At 61.6% G+C, this 21027-nt stretch carries 19 protein-coding genes; 8 read left to right on the top strand and 11 right to left on the bottom strand.

From position 1 onward, the window contains the following. Positions 1-168 precede the first annotated feature (168 nt). The 6 genes from BJD99_RS06190 to BJD99_RS06165 form a co-directional block, all read right to left on the bottom strand. Positions 169-1563 carry an IS1380 family transposase gene (locus tag BJD99_RS06190; RefSeq protein WP_084345178.1) on the bottom strand — a complete coding sequence of 465 codons (1395 nt, stop codon included), beginning with the start codon at positions 1561-1563 and terminating at the stop codon, positions 169-171. Between the two features lie 120 nt (positions 1564-1683). After that, positions 1684-1980, bottom strand: a complete 297-nt coding sequence (locus tag BJD99_RS06185; RefSeq protein WP_084345858.1) for a DUF6508 domain-containing protein — start codon at positions 1978-1980, stop codon at positions 1684-1686. Between the two features lie 173 nt (positions 1981-2153). Then, positions 2154-3218 (bottom strand): phospholipase D-like domain-containing protein, encoded by a 1065-nt coding sequence (locus BJD99_RS06180; RefSeq protein WP_084345857.1) that lies wholly within the window; start codon positions 3216-3218, stop codon positions 2154-2156. A 31-nt stretch (positions 3219-3249) separates the two neighbouring features. Continuing rightward, positions 3250-4422: a restriction endonuclease subunit S gene (locus tag BJD99_RS06175; RefSeq protein WP_084345856.1), complete on the bottom strand. Its 1173-nt coding sequence runs from the start codon at positions 4420-4422 to the stop codon at positions 3250-3252. Next, the gene (locus BJD99_RS06170) at positions 4419-6035 is read right to left on the bottom strand and encodes a class I SAM-dependent DNA methyltransferase (RefSeq protein WP_084345855.1); all 1617 of its coding nucleotides are present in this window, start codon (positions 6033-6035) and stop codon (positions 4419-4421) included. The genes BJD99_RS06175 and BJD99_RS06170 overlap by 4 nt, the downstream gene beginning before the upstream one ends. Further along, positions 6025-8115, bottom strand: a complete 2091-nt coding sequence (locus BJD99_RS06165; protein WP_256895509.1) for an AlpA family transcriptional regulator — start codon at positions 8113-8115, stop codon at positions 6025-6027. The genes BJD99_RS06170 and BJD99_RS06165 overlap by 11 nt, the downstream gene beginning before the upstream one ends. Positions 8116-8261: 146 nt before the next feature. On the opposite strand from BJD99_RS06165, the gene BJD99_RS06160 reads away from it, so the two are divergent. The 3 genes from BJD99_RS06160 to BJD99_RS06150 all read left to right on the top strand — a co-directional run bounded on the left by BJD99_RS06160 (position 8262) and on the right by BJD99_RS06150 (position 11459). Beyond that, entirely contained in the window at positions 8262-9161 is a 900-nt protein-coding gene (locus BJD99_RS06160; protein WP_084345854.1) for a ribonuclease H family protein, read from the top strand. 82 nt (positions 9162-9243) lie between these two features. Further along, positions 9244-9654, top strand: a complete 411-nt coding sequence (locus BJD99_RS06155; protein WP_084345853.1) for a hypothetical protein — start codon at positions 9244-9246, stop codon at positions 9652-9654. A gap of 230 nt (positions 9655-9884) precedes the next feature. Then, on the top strand, positions 9885-11459 hold the full coding sequence (locus tag BJD99_RS06150; RefSeq protein WP_084345963.1) for an AMP-binding protein: 1575 nt from the start codon (positions 9885-9887) through the stop codon (positions 11457-11459). 31 nt (positions 11460-11490) lie between these two features. Here the strand turns inward: BJD99_RS06150 and BJD99_RS06145 are convergent, their stop codons facing one another. Beyond that, positions 11491-12459 carry a patatin-like phospholipase family protein gene (locus BJD99_RS06145; protein WP_256895508.1) on the bottom strand — a complete coding sequence of 323 codons (969 nt, stop codon included), beginning with the start codon at positions 12457-12459 and terminating at the stop codon, positions 11491-11493. A gap of 250 nt (positions 12460-12709) precedes the next feature. On the opposite strand from BJD99_RS06145, the gene BJD99_RS06140 reads away from it, so the two are divergent. Beyond that, positions 12710-13918, top strand: a complete 1209-nt coding sequence (locus BJD99_RS06140) for a hypothetical protein (protein ID WP_084345851.1) — start codon at positions 12710-12712, stop codon at positions 13916-13918. Continuing rightward, complete coding sequence (locus BJD99_RS06135) at positions 13915-15252, top strand: lipase family protein (RefSeq protein WP_084345850.1); 1338 nt, start codon at positions 13915-13917, stop codon at positions 15250-15252. Before BJD99_RS06140 ends, BJD99_RS06135 begins: the two co-directional genes overlap by 4 nt. Positions 15253-15290: 38 nt before the next feature. Here the strand turns inward: BJD99_RS06135 and BJD99_RS06130 are convergent, their stop codons facing one another. Continuing rightward, positions 15291-16001 (bottom strand): thioesterase domain-containing protein, encoded by a 711-nt coding sequence (locus BJD99_RS06130; RefSeq protein ID WP_084345849.1) that lies wholly within the window; start codon positions 15999-16001, stop codon positions 15291-15293. Between the two features lie 348 nt (positions 16002-16349). On the opposite strand from BJD99_RS06130, the gene BJD99_RS06125 reads away from it, so the two are divergent. After that, the gene (locus BJD99_RS06125; RefSeq protein ID WP_143542062.1) at positions 16350-17003 is read left to right on the top strand and encodes a Tat pathway signal protein; all 654 of its coding nucleotides are present in this window, start codon (positions 16350-16352) and stop codon (positions 17001-17003) included. Positions 17004-17084: 81 nt separating this feature from the next. Here the strand turns inward: BJD99_RS06125 and BJD99_RS06120 are convergent, their stop codons facing one another. After that, positions 17085-17771, bottom strand: a complete 687-nt coding sequence (locus tag BJD99_RS06120; protein WP_084345847.1) for an SDR family oxidoreductase — start codon at positions 17769-17771, stop codon at positions 17085-17087. Positions 17772-17797: 26 nt separating this feature from the next. After that, entirely contained in the window at positions 17798-18322 is a 525-nt protein-coding gene (locus BJD99_RS06115) for a DinB family protein (protein ID WP_084345962.1), read from the bottom strand. Between the two features lie 111 nt (positions 18323-18433). On the opposite strand from BJD99_RS06115, the gene BJD99_RS06110 reads away from it, so the two are divergent. Further along, the gene (locus BJD99_RS06110; RefSeq protein WP_084345846.1) at positions 18434-19771 is read left to right on the top strand and encodes an amylo-alpha-1,6-glucosidase; all 1338 of its coding nucleotides are present in this window, start codon (positions 18434-18436) and stop codon (positions 19769-19771) included. Here BJD99_RS06110 and BJD99_RS06105 read toward each other — a convergent pair. After that, complete coding sequence (locus BJD99_RS06105) at positions 19768-20151, bottom strand: VOC family protein (RefSeq protein ID WP_084345961.1); 384 nt, start codon at positions 20149-20151, stop codon at positions 19768-19770. The genes BJD99_RS06110 and BJD99_RS06105 overlap by 4 nt on opposite strands. A gap of 51 nt (positions 20152-20202) precedes the next feature. On the opposite strand from BJD99_RS06105, the gene BJD99_RS06100 reads away from it, so the two are divergent. Beyond that, the gene (locus BJD99_RS06100; RefSeq protein ID WP_256895507.1) at positions 20203-21027 is read left to right on the top strand and encodes a helix-turn-helix transcriptional regulator; all 825 of its coding nucleotides are present in this window, start codon (positions 20203-20205) and stop codon (positions 21025-21027) included.

The raw sequence follows: 21027 nt of genomic DNA, 5'->3' as shown, positions 1-21027 counted from the left end.
CCTCGATCTTTCTTCGTGCTGTCGTGGTGACCTGATCGGATCGAGATTGTCGTTTGCGGCCGAGTGCACGTCGATCGGGCGCGATGTGTCGGCCGATGTCGATCGGTTGAACGCTCGGTTCCACCGCCCGAGAGGTTTACTTCCATGTTGATGGGATGGTGGTCCGGGTCAGGCGGGTGCGCGTAACGCCGCCAATCGTGTCAGGGCGGAAACGATCGCATCGGACCAGGACGCGTTCTTCGACAGTTTCAGTCTGATGCGACGGGCATGGGACGAGATGCGGCCAGCGATCGAAAAGATCCGTAGACGAATACGTTTGGGCTCCCAGCGCAGGGCATCGTGATCGGGGAAGCCGAGCATCTGTGTCCATGCGGTGAGTTCGAGAGCGAGTTCGACGAGTGCGAGCCAAATACGGTTCTGGTCGAAACCGTGCAATGGAAAGTTACTGAGCCCGGTGTCCTTGGCGGTGCGGATACGGTCCTCGCATCGCGCGCGGCGCCGGTGCCGTAGTTCGAGGTCCTGGACTTGACCACCGACGGTGTTGGTGGCAAAAGCGGTCAACCGCAGACCGTCGCTGTCGGTGAACCGCAGTTGGGCACCTGGATGTGGCCTTTCCTTCCGGATGATCACCCGCATCCCCGGCGGCCACGCGGTGACATCAATGATTCCGGTGGCGTCGATGACCCATGCGCCGTCTCGGACCTTCTCCTCCGAGTCAACGGCGACAGACCATGCATTCTCCGGAACAGCAGCGAGAGCGTGGACCATGGCGTCGGTGAGCGCGAAGCCGATCGAATACGACACCCGCTGCCTGTGCAGCCAGGTAAGGAATGCGTGGCTCGCCCCAGCGCCGTCTGTCCGTACCAACACTTTCCTCCCAGGTCGCTGTCCGGTAGTGAACGGCAACTGCGCCAATGCTTTCCGAGTGACCTCGATGTGGTCGACGGCGGTGTTCGAGCCTGCGTTTCCTGGACGTAGAAGCGCTGCGACGGGTTCGCCGGTACCGGACTTGCCGTGGTCGACGAAGGCCAGCAGTGGGTGGAATCCGAATCCGCGTTTGTAGGTCGGTGCCGCTTTCTCCTTCTCCGAATGGGCGGTGACCAGGGTGGCATCGAGGTCGATGACGATCGGGTTCTGCGCAGAAATGTCGTGATCAGGCGCGTGATGGCCGGCGTGTGCCCACGCAGCAGCGCGAGCCTGTGCGCGGGCGTTGTCGATCGCTGCGAGTACACGCGGAGCATCGCAGGCCAGGACGGAGACCAGTCGGGACACCGTCGGATCCGAAGGCACCTGCCCGAAGACGCCCGCGTGTTCTCGCAGGGTAGCGATGTCGGCGAGGCAGTCGCCGCCGAGTGCCAGTGACACTGCCAGATCGACGACAATCTTGCCGGGGTCGAAGCGCGCCAACGGTTTACGCCATGGTGCGAGCTGCTCGGACAGGGCTGCGGTGAGTCCTGTGACCTCGGCGGTGCGCAGGACGGTGACGGCACCTGCGTGCGACACGATCCCGTTTCCGGTCGCATCGACGGATAGGGCGGGGTAGGGCGACGTAGACTTACTCACCGGAATGGTGCCTCTCGAACTCGCTGGATTGTTACCTTCGCAAGTTCAATCTTCCCAGTTCAGGGCACCATTCCTCTGAACTGACACTCGGTCGAGCTCAATTCGCGTGAAAGCCCGAGGTTAGGGCGTCGCCGACCGTATCGGGCCAAGATCTCCCTGCGCCACCGCTTCTTTGCCACGCCGACCGCGCCAGTCGAATTGGACAACGAGGTTCATAACGTACATGAACTCCAGAAACTCCCGAACAACAGACCCATAGTTCACGTGTCCGATTTGCGTGACACCGTCTTCTCTTCTTCGCTCGGGAGCAACCCACTTTCCAAACACATCAGGGTCGGCATCGATCCGCTCGGTGAGTTCGCGAAGGGCAGTCCAGTCCTCGCTGGACAGCAAAGCGAGCGGATCGGGTTCGATCATGTGGGTCTCCTTGTGTTGCGGCGTGCAGGGGCAATCAATGCCGCACAGACAGGATTTGCGAAGCCGCAACTAGCCCAGCCGTCGTCGGCGCGAAGGATGGGCTCTCGCACGTCTGGGTCGAGGAGCGCGGGGGCGAAGCGGCGTTAGGTTGACGGTTTCGCTGTCGCTGTCGTTCAGAGACCTTCGCTGTATTCGAGATCTGTCCATATACCGAGCAGTGCTTCGACTATCTGCTGCCGGCGGTAGTGCCGCGTGAAGTTCAACTCAATGTCCAATGCGGTCAGAACTTGTCTTAGCTCGATGGCCGTGTGGTCCTCGTCGGATAGTTTTCTGTGGAGGTAGCAATAGATCCGCGACCGTCTACCTTCGGTTTCTATGTAGATACGAACAACCCTCCCGGGTTCGTCGAGTTGTGACGTCGAGAGCACGCTCGCCGATTTCGATCCTCTGATGACTATTACGTAGTCACCCTCGGCGTAGGCCGATCGCGGTGCGTCGAGGTACTCATGTTCCTCCTCCCACCAAAACATCGAGATTACGAACATGTCGCCGACCTGATCCTCGTCGGTGCATTTGAACTGACGGGCTAGTTCGTCCCGGCGGTGGATGGCTTCTTCCGATGGATCGCCTGGAAGCCCGATCACTGCAAGGCGAATCGCAGTGGGCCGAGGCCACGGCGTGCGATCCTCCGGCTGCGCCTGATCCGCATCCGGTGTCTTGTCGTCGGACGTCCTGGTGTTGTAGATGTCGACGAGAGGTTCGAGCTGCCGGAGGGAAATTGGCCTACCCGCTAACGTTTTCCACTCGATGAGGACAGATCGAGCCTCATCAAGGGTTTCGTCGTTATCTGTCAGCAGTACTGACTCGTGCAACCGGTTTGCTGAGGTATCAGAGGCATTGGCTGACCCGACAGCGAGGAACGGTGGATGAGCATCAGATGCACGGTCCGCGAGAATCATCTTTGCGTGAAGATTCGGCAGTGAATAGACGTTGACCCCGGCTTTCACCCACGACAGTAATACCCGAGGGTCGGTGGAGCCGGCACGAACCGACTTCTCGCTCGCATCCACGATGATGGACGAGCCCGAACACAATGGAATACGTTGTGCTGCGTGTGAACCGATGTACGCGATTGCTGCAGTGATTGCAGTTTCGTAGGGCCTCAGGATCGGGGTGAGCACACCCCAAGTGTGTTTGCCGGAGATGAGGCGTGTGGTGCGGTCGTCGAGTCCAACCATAGACGCGGAATTGCTTGCATCTTTGGCCGAGTTAAAGGACATCTTCGACCCGCTTGGCTGTCTCCCGGAGGCGAAGCCTGCCCGAGAGTAGCTGCGGCAGTAATGTGTCACGCAGTGTTGATAGTTGCTCTGACTCCTGTTCGGCTGCGAGCGCGCGATTCCACAACGCACTCAGTGCCGAATCCCAGGATTGAATATCTTCGCTGTCTGGAATGGGAACCGGTTCATCTAGGTGCTTTCTCTGTATATGGCCCATCGTCGTAGCCTTGTCGGCGGCAATGTTCTTGAAAGCCTGCAGTTTCTGCTTTATCAGTTGGAATACGAGCCACCGCGGGTAGTTCGATGATGGAATAACCTTGAAAATGTGCTGATTAATAATTGCTTGTTCTCGGTACCATCGGTGGAGAGTTAAAGAACCGGACCACGCAAAGAGAATGTCACCCGAGCGTGCCATGTAGTCGTCCGACACTACTTCTTCGCTATAGACCGTCGAACGACTCAGGCCTGAGTTCAACTCTGCAATCCTGATAACTACGCGCCCTGCTCCTGTCGCCTCCTTCGTAAATGCTTTCCCGTTTACGAAACGAGCCGTAGCAGACAAGGGAACCGCGGTAGTGGTGGTGGTGGTCAGCATCAGCTTCATTGCTGAGTCCGACAATGCTTCAGCAGTTGCGACGATGCTGCTGTTCAACGTCATTTTTTCATCAATGGCATCGAATACTGCAGCGATTTTGCGCTGTTCACCAATTGGTGGCAATGGAATTCTCAGGTTCGAGATATCACGCACATTCAAGCTGTTAAAGATTGCGCCCACATTGGTTAGGCGATCAACCTCGTGACGCCATTGCGGCGTACGGGTCGCCCAACGCAAGAAAGATGGGTCAACTTGATTTCCACTCGATCGGGCAATTACTAAATTTTGGCCCATTGCGCAGTTCACGCCATTAGGGATTGGTGCAGTGTCGCCGACCCGACCTCGCCTGGTTATTACGAGGTCGCCACCTTGAGGCCGAGTGCGCCGCGTCCACTCATTCAGATTTTCTATACTTATACGTCGACAATCTTCGAGCCGAATTCTGCCATCTATGATGTTAGGGATGGCGACATATGGCGCACCATCTGAGAGAGCTGGTGGTGTTTTATGCTCACAATCTAGAATATCGATTTCTGCGTCCTTGAGCTTGGATACTGGCCAAAGGCTCACTGAAGTTCGTCCAATCGAAGTCGAATTATTTTCTCCATCTTGGTCGATCTATCAAATTCTTCAAAAAGTTGTTTTGTGAGGCGGCGTATCTTCTCTTCGAGAGGTTCAAGATCTATTTCCGTTGGTATCGGCCCGGTGTATCTTGCAGGGGTGAGAATATAGTCGGCCTCTTTGATCTCATTGAGTGTTGCGGAGTATGCAAAGCCGGCCATATTCGAGTATTCAGTCCCAATGCCGGATGCCGTTCCCCTCCACGAGTGAAAAGTCATACCAATCTTCGCGATGTCTTCATCACTCAACGCCCGCTCAGCCCTGTCGACCATGTAGCCCATGTTCCGGGCGTCGATGAACAGAACCTGACCCTGCCGATCAATGGATCCCTTCGGTCCGGCTGTCTTGTCCTTCGCAAAGAACCAGACACACACCGGGATTCCTGTACTACGGAATAGCTGGGTCGGCAGTGCGATCATGCATGAAACGAGGTCGGCCTCGACCAACTGTGCGCGGATGTCGCCTTCACCACCAGAGTTCGAGGACATCGAACCATTCGCCATGACCACACCTGCGCTGCCACGCTCGGCAAGCTTCGAGATGATGTGCTGGATCCACGCGTAGTTCGCGTTACCGGCAGGTGGCACACCGAACTTCCAACGCTTGTCGTCCTCGCGCCGTGACCAGTCCTTGATGTTGAACGGCGGATTCGCAAGCACGAAGTCCGCCTTCAAATCTGGATGCTTGTCGTGAGCGAAGGTGTCTTCCCAGCGGTCACCGAGGTTGCCGGTGATGCCGTGGATCGCGAGGTTCATCTTCGCCATCTGCCACGTCCGCTGATTCGCTTCCTGGCCGTACACCGCAGCATCAGCGGTATTGCCACCGTGATTCTCGATGAACTTCTCGGTCTGAACGAACATGCCACCCGACCCACAGCACGGGTCGTACACCCGACCGCTGTACGGCTCGAGAACCTCGACCAAAACGCGAACAACGCTAGAGGGCGTGTAGAACTCGCCGCCCCGTTTACCTTCCGCGCGAGCGAATTTCTCCAAGAAGTACTCGTACACCTCACCGAGGAGGTCGCGTGCCTTCGTAGAACCATGACCGGTGAAACGAGTATCGGTGAGGAGGTCGATCAGCTCGCCGAGACGTCGCTGATCGATGCTGTCGTTGTTGAACACAACGGGCAGGGTGCCGGTCAAGGTGGAGTTGGACGCCATGATCGACACCATCGCGGCATTGATCAGCTCACCTGTGGACTTGCCGGTCACACCGACCGACTCTTGGATGCCTTTTGCGTTCTCCGCGAGGTACTTCCACCGAGCGGTCTCGGGAACCCAGAAAACACTGTTACCCAGGTACTCGTCCTCATCGTCGATCAGATCACCGATCTGGTCCTCGGTCATACCGTCGGCGAGGAGTTCGGCACGGATCTGCTCACGACGCTCGTCGAAGGCGTCGGAGACGTACTTGAGGAACACCAGGCCGAGGATGACGTCCTTGTACTGCGATGCATCCATCGAACCGCGGAGTTTGTCCGCGGCCTTCCAGAGCGTGTCCTTGAGTTCCTTCATCGTCGACGGCGTATTGACTGCCGCCGCCCGTTTCCTAGGAGGCATTCTGTGGAGCCCTTTCGTGTGGAGGCTGTATATCGGCACCGACGGCGAGCACTCCGTGTGCAAGCCCGTCGACGAGAGTGCTTGTCAATTGTTCGATTTCGGTCAGTAATTGCAGGGCCGCCGAGCGTCGGTCGCGCAGCGTTCGAACGGCGTCGATCGTCGCCGCCGCGCGATCCGTAGGAACCCTCGGCACTTCCCACCGCTTCCACGTCGCACTGGATCTTATGGCCCCCGGCGGGCGGGTATCGAGGCGAGATGCGTTGAGGTGACCGGCGATGACGTCGGGAATCAGCCCTGAGGTGGCTGGGTCGGCAACTCGGATGACCCTGGCCGGATAGACGACGACCGCGGAACCGTCATGATCGACAATCGCTCCGAAACGTGAACCCGAGCAGAAGACGATGTCACCAGGCTCGGTGTACCGACCGTTCGGGTAAGCGGTGGTGAACACCAAGCGGTCGATTCCTCGGACTCCGACAGGTCGGATGCCGGTCACCTCGTCTGCCCCAATAACTCGGACAGCGCCCCCGACGAGCAGGTCCTCGGAATCGATTCTGTTTCCGCTCAGCTGCCGGAGCTCTCGCGAGTCGAGGAGTTGTCCAATGGTGGGCATCAACGACCGGTCGCTGTCCCGATACTCGACGGGTATGCGAAATTCTCGCCGCAGCTCGAGCTGAGTTCGTCTGATCTCGTCGGAATGGGCGAGTACTTTGGCTGCCAAATCGGCACCCACGCGTCTCGCTCGCGGATGTCTGATCCGGGCCGGTGTGAGTCCACGCTTGTCTTCCGCCAAAAGAACCGATGTCCTGGTCAATACACCGAACTGAAAGGCGTGGGCCTTGATGGTGTCCCAATCACCCATTGCTGCAATGACATCGGAGACAAGGCCTTCGGTAGTTGTTGTATCGAGTTCCCGAGAACCGACGTCGATCACAACTGACCACCGATCGGCCGGCTTGACTGCCTCGGATGCCGGACCCAGTACCCACAATGCGAGCGATGTTCCAGGCTTGGCGGGGAGCAAACCCTCCGGTAGGCGCACCGCTGCACGCACACGGTCGGAGCGGAGAATGTCCGACCGTAGCCGAGCAGCCGAGGGGTCGCGTTGGGCATCGAGCAACGCCGATGCGGGCGCCACCACGACGGCAACATGATCCTCGGCCATTTGCACGGCAATGTCATCGATCTCGGACAAGATCTGAGAGTCGGAATAGGCGAGGGACGACGGCGACGGATACTGGACGACGAACGCAGACGGACCCGAGAGTGCGAAACCGTTTCCGAACCCCGATACCGGCGGGCTCTGTCGCGCCCACCCGTGCACAGTGAGTCGCCGGCGTGCCAGCCGCGCAGCAGACGAGGATGCCTCGTTGCGCATGGACAGAGGCTCGGCGTATTCGGGAAGACTGTTGCGGAGAGCAACGAGCAGGTCACTGCTGCCCTCCGACGGATCGACGAAGACATGGCGGTCGTGGTCGGTGATGGCAAGTGTGATCGCGGCACACAAATCCAGAGCCTTGGGGCTCATGGCGCTGTCCGACAAGTCCGTGCGGAGCAATCGAAACCGTTGGGCCAGTAGCGCTTCGAATGCCTGCTTCGGACCGTATGCAGAATCGACCATCCGATCGACGTACTCGGCGAACATCCCGAGACTGTCCCCTAGTGCCGCAACTTCTGCGTAGAGAAATGCGTCGTCGGGATCGGCGTCGTCCGCTTCGTCGAGAAGATCAGCCGGGGAGAGTTCGCTCAATTGATCGCCCAGAAGCCATTTGAGGCATAAAAGGGCACTGATCCCTTCGAGCACGGTGTCTTCACCGATATCGATGCCGGTGTCGAGCGCTGCGTACAGGCAAAGGTTCTCGTCGAGAGCGTCGTTGTTGCCTAGTTCCCGAGCTTGGATCCAGTGGACGATCTCGTCGCCGTCATACCGTCGTTGTCTGCCCCGTACCTCGGTGGGCGACGGGAACGGGCGATCGGTTCCCCGGTAGCGGTTGGCCCACATCGTCACTACCGGCCGCTGGACCTGCGCCAACGCGGCGATCTCCGACATCGTCAGGAGGGTGGTGGCACGATGCTTCACGCTGTCGTACCTCCTGGGTAGGGTTCTCTTCGGACCGCTCGGACCGTTCTCGAAGTTACCTTACGGCGCGCGCTCTTCAGTGCAAGCTCTTGATAACCCTAGTTATCAAGAGGTCAGTTCCACGTTTGCCCTCCTGCCGTCAAGCTGTGTTCACCCCACAGCCGACCGAGGAGGACTCGATGCTCGCCGCACTGCACATGCGCCAGATTGGTTTCGGAGATCAAGGCAGTGTCGAAGTCGCACTCGTCTGGTCGCTCGATGGAAGCGACTCGCACTCAGAGGTTTTCACGGGGGACGCCGCCCCGTTCATGTATTCGGCAGCGCTCGAAGCACTCGAGCACTTCGTGACGTTGGCCCATCCGTCGGCAGTCTTGTACATCTCCGACCGCACCTTTCGGCACGAGATCCAAGCCGCTGCCGCGTCGTTTCCCGGCCTTACCGTCGTCGATGCTGCACGAGGTTCGCTTCTGGACCTCATCGGAATGGCAGTAGCTGCACTCGACGATCACAACCGGTTCGCCCATCACCGAGCGTGGCGGGCCGAACTGGACCGCCGCGCCGCCCTACCCGAACTGGTCGTGGCAACCGACGCCTCCAAGGGAAGCGGCAGGCGCGGTGTGGGAGTGGCGTGTGTGAGCGGAGAGGGCGGCTACTCGAGCAAGTCCTATCCGCAGACCGACACCGTGCTTGTCGGTGAACTCCTCGCTATTGCGCTCGCGTTCAAGGCTTTTCCTGACCGCCGCTTACACATCCTGACCGACAGCAAGGTGGCGCTCTCCTGCCTGGCGATGACGCGACCGAGGTTGCTGGACAAACATTCAGGCAACACCATCGCCATCGTCGACGTCATTCGTAAGAGGGCCGCGCATCGAGAAATTCGATACAGCTGGGTTCGCGGCCATTCCGGTCATGAACTGAACGAGATCGCCGACCGGCTCGCCGTCGCCGCCCGTCGCCATGAGGAGGCACGCGTCGACCCGAGCATCAGGAAAGAGATCAACCGAAACATCCTGGAGCAGATGAGTCTTGCTGCCCAGGCTGCCTAGAAATCTCGTCCGAGATTTCTGGTTCCACCGGATCCGATCTGCCTCGATCGGTTCCGCTTCACATCACCTCGAAAGGCTCTCCATGTTCAAGAAGTCCCTGATTGCTGCGGCATTCCTCGCCGGTACCGCATTCATCGGTACGGGCGTTGCATCAGCAGATCCCGCAACCTCCTTCGGCAACGGCACCTGGGCCGTCGGAACCGATATCGTGCCCGGAACGTACGTCTCCGACGGGGCCAGCGACGAGTACGGCTGCTACTGGGAGAGGGCCTCGAGTTTCGAAGGCGACTTCGACTCGATCATCGCCAACGACTTCATCAGCCCTGATTCCGGGCAGGCAGTGGTGACGATCAAAGCGAGCGACGTCGCATTCAACTCCGAGGACTGCGGAACGTGGACGCTGAAGGCTGTGCCTGCTCCCGCTCCGAAGCCTGCTCCGGCTCCGGCTCCCGCGCCGGTGCCGCTGCCGTGGACAGGTTCGGCCGGCTTCTAGTAGTTACTGCTTGACGGGACGCCCCTGGTTCGGGGCGTTCCGTCCGGCGATATCGAGCGACTGTCTGTCAGCTTTCGGTACCGCTGCTGTTACCTGGACCCGAGCCTCGAACCAGGTGTGACTTCGCTTACCCTCGAAGTCGTCACCGGACCGTGGGTACCTGCCCGTCTCACTGTTCGGGTTGTGGTATTCGTCTCGGAACCGGGCAGCGCGAGCAGAAGGAAGACCAGATGCCAGACGAGTTCGCTGACCTCCACCGGCCGATTTACGCTCCGGACCTGCTCATCACCGCCCTCGAACGGAATCACGACAAGCCGGCGCTGTACATCGGCGACGTTGTTCTCACCGGCGGACAGATGTGCGATCAGATCAGCTGCTTCGCCCAAGCACTCGCGTCGCTCGGAATCACCCAGGGCACCAGCACGGCGATGCTGTCCAAGAATCGTCCCGAAGTGCTCGTCAGCATGGGCGCAACCATGATCACCGGTTGTCGCGCCAGCGCCCTCAATCCGATGGGTTCATTCGACGACCACAAGTACATCGTCGACGACGCCGAGATCGACACCCTCATCTTCGACCCCGACGCTTTCGAGGACCGCGCCGCAGAGTTGAAGGTGTCGTCGCCTTCGTTGACCACGATCCTGTCGATGGGGCCCTCCGAGGTGGGCATCGACATTCTGGCTCTCGCGGCCACATTCGAGCCTGCAGCTCTCACAGCCGCGCACGTTGATGCCGAGGACGCCAGCAGCATGGTGTACACCGGTGGCACCACAGGAAAGCCCAAAGGTGTTGTCGGATCGTTCCGTTCGGGCGCGGCGCTCAACCAGATCCAGATGTCGGAATGGCAATGGCCCGAGGAGAACCGTTTCCTCATCTGCACGCCGCTATCGCATGCCGGTGCGGCGTTCTTCACGCCGACGCTGCTGCGCGGTGGCGCGCTGATCGTACTGCCTGCCTTCGAACCCAGAGCAGTTCTCGAGGCGATCGAAAAGTACAAGATCACCGCAACCATGTTGGTGCCCACCATGATCTACATGCTCATGGATCATCCGGACCTCGAGAAGCGGGACGTCTCCAGTTTGCAGACGCTTTTCTACGGGGCATCCGCGATGTCGCCGGCACGTTTGCAGGAAGGCATCGAGAAGTTCGGTCAGATCTTCTTCCAGTTCTACGGTCAGACCGAGTGCGGCATGACCATCTCAGTGCTTCGTAAGGAAGAGCACCTCGCCGACGACCCCGCCCGACTTGCCACGTGTGGCCGTCCGGTGCCGTGGCTCGACGTTCGACTGCTCGACGACGACCTGAACGAAGTGCCGCAGGGCGAATTGGGCGAGATCTGCGTCCGAGGTCCCTTGGTCATGAAGGGGTACTGGAAGAAACCTGCCGAGACCGCAGAAGCCTTCCGGGGCGGCTGGCTGCACACCGGCGACATCGCGCGCAAGGACGTCGACGGCTTTCTGTCCATCGTCGATCGCAAGAAGGACATGATCGTGACCGGCGGCTTCAACGTGTTCCCGCGCGAGATCGAGGACGTGATCTCCGCGCACCCGTCCGTCGCCTCCGTGGCGGTTGTGGGTGTACCGGACGACAAGTGGGGTGAAGCGGTCAAGGCGTGCGTGGTTCTGCGCGGCGGGCTGACTGTCGCCACGGAAGAGTTGGTCGCGCGGGTGAAAGCAGCCAAGGGGTCGGTGCACGCACCCAAGAGCATTGATTTCGTGGACAGTCTGCCGCTGACACCGCTCGGTAAACTCGACAAGAAGGCGCTGCGCGCGCGGTACTGGGAGACCAGCGACCGCGCTGTGTAGGAGTGAATTTTCCCATCATGCAGTCCCGGATTCAGACCGGTGGTGTGCGGCAGGCGGTGAGGTAGTCGTCGAAGTCCCAGGTGCTCAGGAATTTCTCCGCAGCGCGGACGCCGTTGTCGAACAGGGTGCGCTTTTGGGCGTCGGTGATGTCGAAATCGACGGCGCTGATCGACTCGGTGGGGACGAACACCGTGCGCCGCACCGTGCAGGGGGAATCGACGTAGGCGGCGTCCTGGTTGGTGAACAGGGTGTCGATCGCGGCTATACCGAGGGCGAGCGGCCCGCGTATGTGATGGGTCGCCGGGGGTGTTCCCGGTCGTGCGGTGAGCCGCACCCCGAATGTCGGCCAGCGTGGCTCTGCGGTGTCGGTCCGGTCGAACAATCCGACGGGAAAGTCGGAGAGCAGTCCGCCGTCGACCCAGGTTGCGCCCGACACTTGGACGGGTCGGAACAGGAACGGGATTGCTGCCGAGGCTCGCACCGCCTTTGCGACCGGGAAGGTGTCGGGGTCGATGTCGTACAGCGGTAGGTCCCACGGGATCCGGACCAGACGCTTCCGGGAGAGGTCGCTGGCGGTCACCACCAGCGAATATGCGTAGCTCAGTGGTTCCTCGCCGGTGCGCAGATCACCGAAAGTGTGGACCCCGAATTCGGCGAGAGTGTCGGTGAGGAGGTCTTCGAGGTAGGCACCCTGATAGAGACCGCTCGAGGTGAGCAACGAGAGGACTCCGCCGATCAGCGGCACACGCCCGAGCAGTGACGGGTCGGTCAGTTTGCGGTAGTCGACGCGCTGCGCAATCTCCGGCAATCGCGTCAAGGGCTCCTCGGCGTGCTGCAGCGCAGCCACCAAGGCCGCGACGACGGCGCCGGCGCTGGACCCGGCTACGCGGGGAAACCCATAGTCCGCCTCGGCGAGCGCATGAACAGCTCCGACGAGGCCGATGCCTTTGACCCCGCCGCCCTCACAGACCAGATCTGCCTGACGGAACGCTGTCGTCACCACACCAACCGTACGCGCGAAGAACAGTGGTGAACGGTGTATCTGCACCTGCAGATCACGAACCCCAGGTACCTGCGCGCTGTCTGTGTAAAGTGTTCCGTTGCTCGCCGGATGGTTGCAGAATCGCCTGCAACCACTGGACCCCCGGATCGTCCCGTTGCAGGAGTGAAAGTTGTCGACTCGTACCCCCGTCCGCGCCGCACGTTCGAGATGGGGCCGAGCGATCGCCACGGCCACGGCCGTCGTGCTCATGATGCCGCTGGGCGTCGGCTTCGCGAATGCAAACCCTGCCATCTCCGCGGAACTCGAGCCATTTCTGGATCTGCCGCTCGTCAACCGCGATGCGGCACATGGCCCGGGCGGTGTGAATCCGGCGTTGCCCTATGACAAGGCGCAGCTCGAGAATCTGTTGGAAAAAGCGGATCGCGAGGGCGTCGATCCGCCCCGTTATGCGGCGCTGCTGTTGCAGTACCGCCTGGTCGACGTCACCGAGGCTGCCGGCATCGACCTTTTGACCTGGGATCCGCGTGCTGGCGTCGAGGCCAACCGGCAGAACCTGGTCGACTCCTACAGCTACTACGTGGGTCTGCAGTTGAACCACCGCGAGTTGCAGTGGGCTGGTATGGGCGGACTCGTGGGCGCGGATTTCGGTGGCGGCCTTATCGACTTCGAGCTGATGTCCGGGATCTACGATTTCCCCGGGATGGCGCAGACAGCCAACGCCATCGTCGAGCAGACCCTCGAGGTGCTCGGCCCCGACGCGGTGGCTCTGCTGCCCGAGGGGCTGCGGGCGCTCGCCCGGTCGGGTGCCACCATCACACCGCAGGACCTGCAGCAGATCCTCGGCGAGATCTTGGTGATGCAGAAGAACATCTTCTCCGACCTGATGCCCATGCATCAGGCGTATGTGACCGAAGGTCTCCCCGCGCTGGAACAGATGCACCGCGCCGGGTTGTTCGACGCCACCGTCATGAACGCCTGGATCGATGTCGCCTCGGGCGAGACTGACCGCATCGCCGCAGGCAACCGCGTGCTGCTGCAGCGCGAGCAAGGCGTGGTGATCAGGTCGCAATGGGACGACGTCCGCAACTACAAGGGCGACGTCGGCGAGGCCATCACCTACGCCTCCACCATCGCCGCCTCGCCGTCGGTGGCCGGGGTAGTCGCGCCACGGTCGTACAAGCCGGTCACCATCAGCACCACGCTGGCCGACGGACGCGTCGCTACCCTGACCACGCCGCTCCCCAGCTGGAACTGGTCGGTATTCGATCAGCGGTGGGACTACATCTCCACCGAGCTCCTACCCAAGTACAAGGCGATGGTGGAGAACAAGTGGCCACAGCTCGAGTCGGAGCTGCGCGAGCCATACGATCAGAAGCTCGAAGGCGCACGCCCGCTGCGGAACATTCCGCAGATGCTCCAATCCGCACTAGAGGGAACCACGGTGACGTTCGCATGAAACGCGCAGCCACAGTTTTCACAGCCACAGTCACTGCTACGGCTGCTTCCATCGCCGTACTCTTCGGTTCGCAGCAGGTGGCACAGGCAGAACCGGTGGACACCCCCGGACTCGACGAAATTTTCACCGGCTACACGCAGAGCACCTTCGAAGACGGCAAGTTCGCCACGGTCGACGAGATTGCTGAAGCGCTGGCGCCCAACGACCCCTTCTACGACGAGCCCGAGCTGAACGGCGGCGAGGCACCCGGAACGCTGATCAAATCGCAACCCGTGCAGGTGATGTTCGCCGGTTTCGAGCCGGGCAACCTCGACGCCTACAAGGTCATGTATGTGACCCGGGGCGTCGACGACATGCCGGCGATCAGCACCGGCATCCTGATGATCCCGGTCGACGGCCGAGACAACGCGAACCGACCCATCATCGGTTACCAGGAGGCCAATGACAGCGTCGGGGCCTACTGCCACCCGAGCAACCAGTGGACCGGGGCGGATCCTCTCGATGGCGCATCGTGGTCTGCTCTGGGGCCACTGGCATTGATGTTCGACAAGGGCTATGCAGTCATGATCAGCGACGTCGGCAATGCCGGCGACCCGGACCCGCACGGCGTGTTTGCAGGCAAGTTCGGCGGACAGTCCAATCTCGACGGGCTTCGCGCCGCGCTGCAGGTGCAGGAGGCGGGTCTGAGCAAGGAGGCGCCGATCGGCATTTTCGGCACCGCGGGAGGCGGCGTCGGCGCCGCGGTGGCAGCGGAGATCCAGCAGGAGTACGCGCCCGAGCTCAACGTCAAGTCCGCCGTGCTCGAGGGCATGGTCATCAACCAGAAGAACTTCATGCGCACCGCAGACGGTTCGGTCGGCTCCGGCTTCGCGTTCGCGAACCTCCTGGGCCTCGAGCCCTGGTACCCGGAGATGAAGATCGACGAGAAGCTCACTCCGGTCGGCAAGGAGATCGCGGCCTTCTACCGCACTCAGTGCCAGATGCCCGCCTACTTCACCATGCCGTTCGTGCCGCTGCAGACGCTGTTCACGGACGGTCAGAGCCCCGCCGACATCCCTGATTTCCAGCCGGCTTTCGAGGACAACAAGCTCGGCAAACGGGCGCCGCAGGCCAAAGTCCTCGTCACCTCGTGCGGCGCCGATGACTCGCCGATGTCGCTGGTGCCTGCTCAGGACTCACGAGACCTCGTCGAGAGATACCGGGCCGGGGGCACCGACGTGACTTATGCGCCCAGCGACTGCTCTATGACCAAGACCCTCACGGACGCGTACGGGTGGGGCACCGATCTGTTCGGCATGCAGACCATCGACTGGCTCGACTCGACGTTGCAGTGACCTGATTCGCGGTGCTGACCCCCTGGCTTCCCAGGGGGTCAGATGTAGCTGTTGACCAGCGGCCCGAGCAGGCCGAAGGCGGAGGCGTCGGGCACCAGATACTTGACGACCGTCCCACTGACGAAGGTGTGCCACGCCGGCCCGGCGTCGGATCCATCCGAGGACACGACCAGGGCGTCGCCGACGTAGACGCCGGGGAAGTGTCGGTTCGCCAGGGCTTCGTTGTGGGTGGCGACGGCGAGAAGTTCCTCGGCGTGGCTTCGATCGATGTCGTCGCTCATGCCGGCCAACAGTGCGTGCGCAAGCTCAGCGGGTGTGCCATCGGTGCGGGAGCGCAGCGGATCGCTACCGAGCAGTGTGAGGCTGTCCACTGCGACGCCGCGTGCCTGCATGTCGATGGCTACTGCGTGGGCGAGGAGGCCGCCGAAGGAAAGTCCGAGGAGGTGGATCGGTCCGGCGGTGTCGCCGGCGAGAATCTCGTCGGCGTAGTAGGCCGCGAGAGCGGTCAGGGACTTCGAATCCTCCCCGGGCGTGGGCGCCTGGACACCATAGATGGGGTGCTCCTCATCCACGTGGGCTGCCAATGAGGCGTAGCAGGAGGCGAGGCCGTCGATCGGATGGATGCAGAAGACGGGTGCTCGAGTGCCCGTGGCGCGGATCGGCAAAATCGTCGGCCTCGAGTACGAGGTGGGCGACCGGTCGTCGATACCCGTGATGGAGGGGTGCGAGAGATCGTTGACGACGGTCATGCTGAACCTCCGGGATCAAAAGTCTTCGGTCATTCGGCCGCGTGTGCGAACAACCTGTGAAGTTCGTATGCGCCGATCGACGAGTATGTCGCCGGAGGAGGCGCAGGTGTTACCTGCATCTCGTCGATTATTCCATGATCGGGGTGTATAAAAGCCGGATCCGAAGATCTTTTCGGGCGAAATCCCTGCTCAGGCCGCCCGGGTTCGCCGACGTTACGCCATCGAATTACATAGTGGTAATTCATGATTCGCGGGTCGGATCTGATTCTCGAGTAGGAGATGCGGCGGCCCGCCCGATTCGTTACCGTCTCCGCGGAAGGTAAACACACCATGCACAAGGGGGCATTCATGCGTACGAGTCGGAAGCTGGGTTCTGCGATTGCGATTGCAGCAGCCAGTGCTCTTGTTTTTGCAGGCAGTGCAACTGCGGAACCCGTAGCCGCGCCGGTGAATCCGGTGACGGCAGCAGAGCAACTGCTGTCGGTTGCGGAAGGAAATCCAGACGCCCAGGCGGCGCTCGAGCGGGTGTTGGCGGATCCGAATGCGGCCGTTCCGCGCACCGATGTCGCCGAAGGCCCACGGGTTCCGGCCCAGATTTTCCCCATCCCGGCCTATTCGGATACGGGCGCGGGCAACCCGGTCACCGGCCAAGTTCACGGTTCCGGCATCGCGACCAACCTGAACAGTGAGTTCCGTTTCGGATTCTTCGGTGGCCCAGGAGAAATCGCACCGAATCAAGGCGCGGCGAAGTTGAACGTCCTGTGGGTCAACGCGGCGACGGGCAAGAGCGGCACGAATGTCCTCGATGTCCGCGATATCGCCGGTCCGACAGTCATTTCCACCAAGCCCATCCCGGAGGCAAAGGGTGGGATGGTAGTTGCCGGTATCTACGGCAGCATCCTGCACCGCTGGTGGGATCCGGCCGCACTCGACGGCAAGGGTGATTGGCATTACCAGACGTCGAACATCTGGTTCCCGTCGTTGGGTGCAGTTCTGGCCTGACCGAACTCGGTGAGACAACGAAGTCGAGTACGGCAACGAACTGCGTGCCGTACTCGGCTTCGGTCTCCACCGGCCGGTGGGTTATCTCGTCCTGAGCACGATCTCGGTCGGATGGGTGTCGGTGGGGGTATCGACAGCGTTCCGAACGGCGAGCGCGACCGACCCGGCCTGCAGAAACTTCGACCCGTCGTATTCCCCGCCCTCGTGGTCGACGATTGCTCGCTGCATATCGGTGTCGATCCTCGCGGGGTGCACCGACGTCACACGCAGGGTCGGCTCCTCTAGACGCAGCGCATCGGCGAAGGCCCGCAACGCGAATTTCGACGCCGCGTACCCGCCCCACCCAGGATTGGCCCGGATGCCGGCACCCGAATTGATCAGAACCACATGTCCGCCCGCGCGCCGCAGTGCAGGCAGCAAGAGCTGAGTCAGGGCAACCACCGACAGGACATTGCTCTCGTACTGGCGACGCCAGTCGTCGATCGAGGACTCCTCGATCGTGCCGAGTGCCGCGATGCCGGCGTTGTGGACCAGAACCTCGAGCGACTCGACCGGCTCGACTGCAGCGGCGACGGCGTCGTGATCGGTGAGATCCACCGGCCAGGGTGTGCCGGTGCCGAGTTCGTTGGCGATCGAGCCGAGTGATTCGGTAGACCGTCCGCCGAGGTACACATGATGATCGGGTGCGAGTTGCCGCGCAATCGCCGCACCGAGGCCTCGGCTCGCACCCGTCACCAAAGCTGTACGAGTCAATGCTGCTGCAGTCATGAGTCCAAACTAGTCATTGCGCTCACCTAGCCGAACGTCATGCCTGCTTCGGCCCCCATCGACATCGTCGTGCTGCTGCCGTCGAGGGATTCCCTGATGATGTCGGCGTGGCCGGCGTGCTGGGCAACTTCGCGCAGGATGTGCAGCAGGGTGTAGCGCGCTGATTGCCATTGACGCTCGGGGGCCCACGGCGCAGTCGGTAGCGGCACCTGGGCGTCGAGGTCGAGATCGGCGATGGCAGCTTCGGTCGCGGCGGCGGTCAGGGCGTACTCCTCGACGAGCCCGGCGACGCTCTGGCCTGGACTCATCACGTATTCGGTCCCCATCCGTGACGTATCGAACTCGGCGCTCTCATCCATGGCATCGAGGATTTCCATCCAGTAACGCTCGTTGTTGACGACGTGGTTGAGCAGTCCTCCGAGGGTGAGGTCGCTGACGGTTGTTCGTTGCCTGGCCTGCTCGTCGGTGATCCCCCGAACCGTGTAGAGGAAGTTCTTGCGCTGGTCGGCGAGCATTCTTGCAATGTCGGCCTTCTCACCGGTGAGTGTCATGAATATTCCCTTCGTTGCTGGTGAAGGCAACGGTACGACCAATTGCGGACATGTTCGGTCCTCGAGCGTGTCCGATGCGCGCGAAAGAAGAAACAGACGCAAACTAGGACCATGGGCGACCGTGGATTCACTTCGACACAACTGGCCGCTCGAGCTGCCTATCTTCTGCGCGGCAACGACTTGGGCACCATGACTAGCGCCGCACCGCGGTTGTATCCGCATATGTGGAGCTGGGACGCGGCCTTCGTGGCGGTCGGACTCGCACCGCTCAGCGTCGAACGAGCCGTGGTGGAGCTGGACACTCTGCTGTCGGCGCAGTGGAAGAACGGCATGATCCCGCACATCGTCTTCGCCAACGGCGTCGACGGCTACTTCCCCGGACCCGCGCGATGGGAAACACGGGAGCTGGCCGTGCACGCGCCCGTCGGGCCGCAGACGTCGGGAATCACGCAGCCGCCGGTGCACGCCATTGCGGTGCAGCGCATCCTCGATCACTCGAGGCGACACGGCCGGACCACTCGGGCCGTCGCCGAGGAGTTCCTCGACCGTCGGTGGGAGAACCTCGTCCGATGGCATCGGTGGCTCGCCACCGCACGCGACATCCAGGGCAGCGGCCGCATCACGCTGTTCCACGGTTGGGAGTCGGGCATGGACAACTCCCCGCGCTGGGATGGCTCCTATGCCAATGTCGTCGCCGGGCAGATGCCCGCTTACATCCGCGAGGACCACGCGGTGATCACCGACCTGTCGATGCGCCCGAGCAACAGTGAATACGACCGCTACATCTGGTTGGTCGAAGAGATGAAACAAGTCGGCTACGACGACGCGGCTCTGGCGGAAAAGATGAGCTTCGCCGTGGAGGACGTTTTCGTCAGCGCCATCTTCTCGATGGCGTGCGATGTGCTTGCGACCATCGGTGAGGAACACTCCAAACCGAACTCCGACGTCCGAGACCTGCGCGAGTGGGCCGATAAGTTCCGCAAGGGAGTGGTCGCGACGACCGATCCCCGTTCCGGGGCGGCCCGCGACTACGACGTCCGGGCGGGGCGCTGGATCTCCACCGACACGATCGCGATGTTCGCTCCCCTGCTGTGCGGCGGGTTGCCACGCGAACAGGAACGCACGCTACTGCGCATGTTCGAAGGCACCCGATTCTGCGGACATCCGGATCTGCTGTTCGCTGTTCCGCCGTCGACGTCGCCGGTCTCGAAAGACTTTCGCGCACGGGAGTATTGGCGAGGTCCGGTGTGGCCGGTCATGACGTGGTTGTTCTCGTGGGCGTTCTCGAGGCGCGGGTGGGCGGAGCGGTCGTTGACACTGCGCGAGGAAGGACTGCGGCAGGCCAGCGACGGGAGTTTCGCGGAGTACTACGAGCCCTTCACCGGTGAACCGCTCGGCAGCATGCAGCAGTCGTGGACGGCGGCAGCGGTACTGGACTGGCTCGGCTAGCTACTGCCCCAGTTCTCGGCCTTCGTCAGACAGAAGGGATGACCGGCCGGGTCCAGCAGCACCCGCCACGTTTCGCCCGGTTGGTCCTCGGTGAGTTTCGCGCCGAGTTCGACGGCTTTCTTCGCAGCGTCGTCGAGGTCCGTCACCGCGAGATCGAAGTGATATTGCTTGCTGCCGTGCGCATTGGGCCACGTCGGCGCAACGTAGTCTTCGACGCGGCCGAACCCGAGCGCACTGCTCGGGCCTTCGAGCATCGCGTAGTCCTTCTCGGAATGGACGACGCTCCATCCGAGCAGTTCCGACCAGAACCTCGCGCTGGTCGGCGGGTCGGGGCAGTCCAGGGTGACCATCTTCAGTGTTGCGATAGGTGTGTCCGTCATCTGCTTTTCTCCTGCCAACGGTGTGTAGGTCCAGACTCCTAGACTCGACTTGTGGTGGATAGGAAAAACGCGACAGCAACACATGCGGGTGTGCTGCGACCCGAAGAGTTGGCGCAGCACGTCGATCTCACGCGTGTGCCCTGCGCACCATCACTGGACCCGTGGGTCGAGAACTACTGGCTGCTGCGGTGGGAATTGCCGTCCGGCAGGATATACAGCAGCTCGACGCTGCCACACCCGGCCTGCACGTTGAGCATCGAGCACGGTCATCGACGCGCCGGTGTCACCGATCCCGTGGTCGTGACTGGAGTACTCACCAAGCGCTTCGATGTCACACTCGCGGAACGGGGTTGGGTCTTCGGCATCAAGTTTCGGCCCGGTGGATACGCGAGCCTGACCGACACCCACGCTCGAACACTGCGCGACGTGCCGGTCGCCTCACCGACCGCGTTTCGGCAGGAGACGGTCACCGCACTCGCCGAGCTGGGACCGCGCCACGATCTGGACCACTGCCGAACCGTCGTCGATACAGTTCTGGCGCCCTACGAACGGCCGGCCGACTCCGACTACCTGGAAGTTCTGGACATCGTTTCGGTGATGCTCCACGACCGATCACTGGTGCGTGTGGGCGACATTGAGCAACGGTGCGGTATCGGTGCCCGACGTCTGCAGCGATTGTTCGAACGCTACGTCGGGGTGACCCCGAAGTGGGTCCTCGGGCGGTACCGCATCCATGACGCCGTCAGTGACCTGGACGGCGGGTTCACCGGTTCGTTGGCCGATTTGGCGGCTCGGTACGGCTGGTTCGACCAGGCGCATTTCACTCGTGAGTTCACCGAGCTGATCGGGGTACCGCCGAGCGCCTACCTCCGCTGA

Source organism: Rhodococcus sp. 1163 (assembly GCF_002091985.1).
GTDB lineage: Bacteria > Actinomycetota > Actinomycetes > Mycobacteriales > Mycobacteriaceae > Rhodococcoides.
This window is presented reverse-complemented; position numbering and strand designations above follow the sequence as displayed.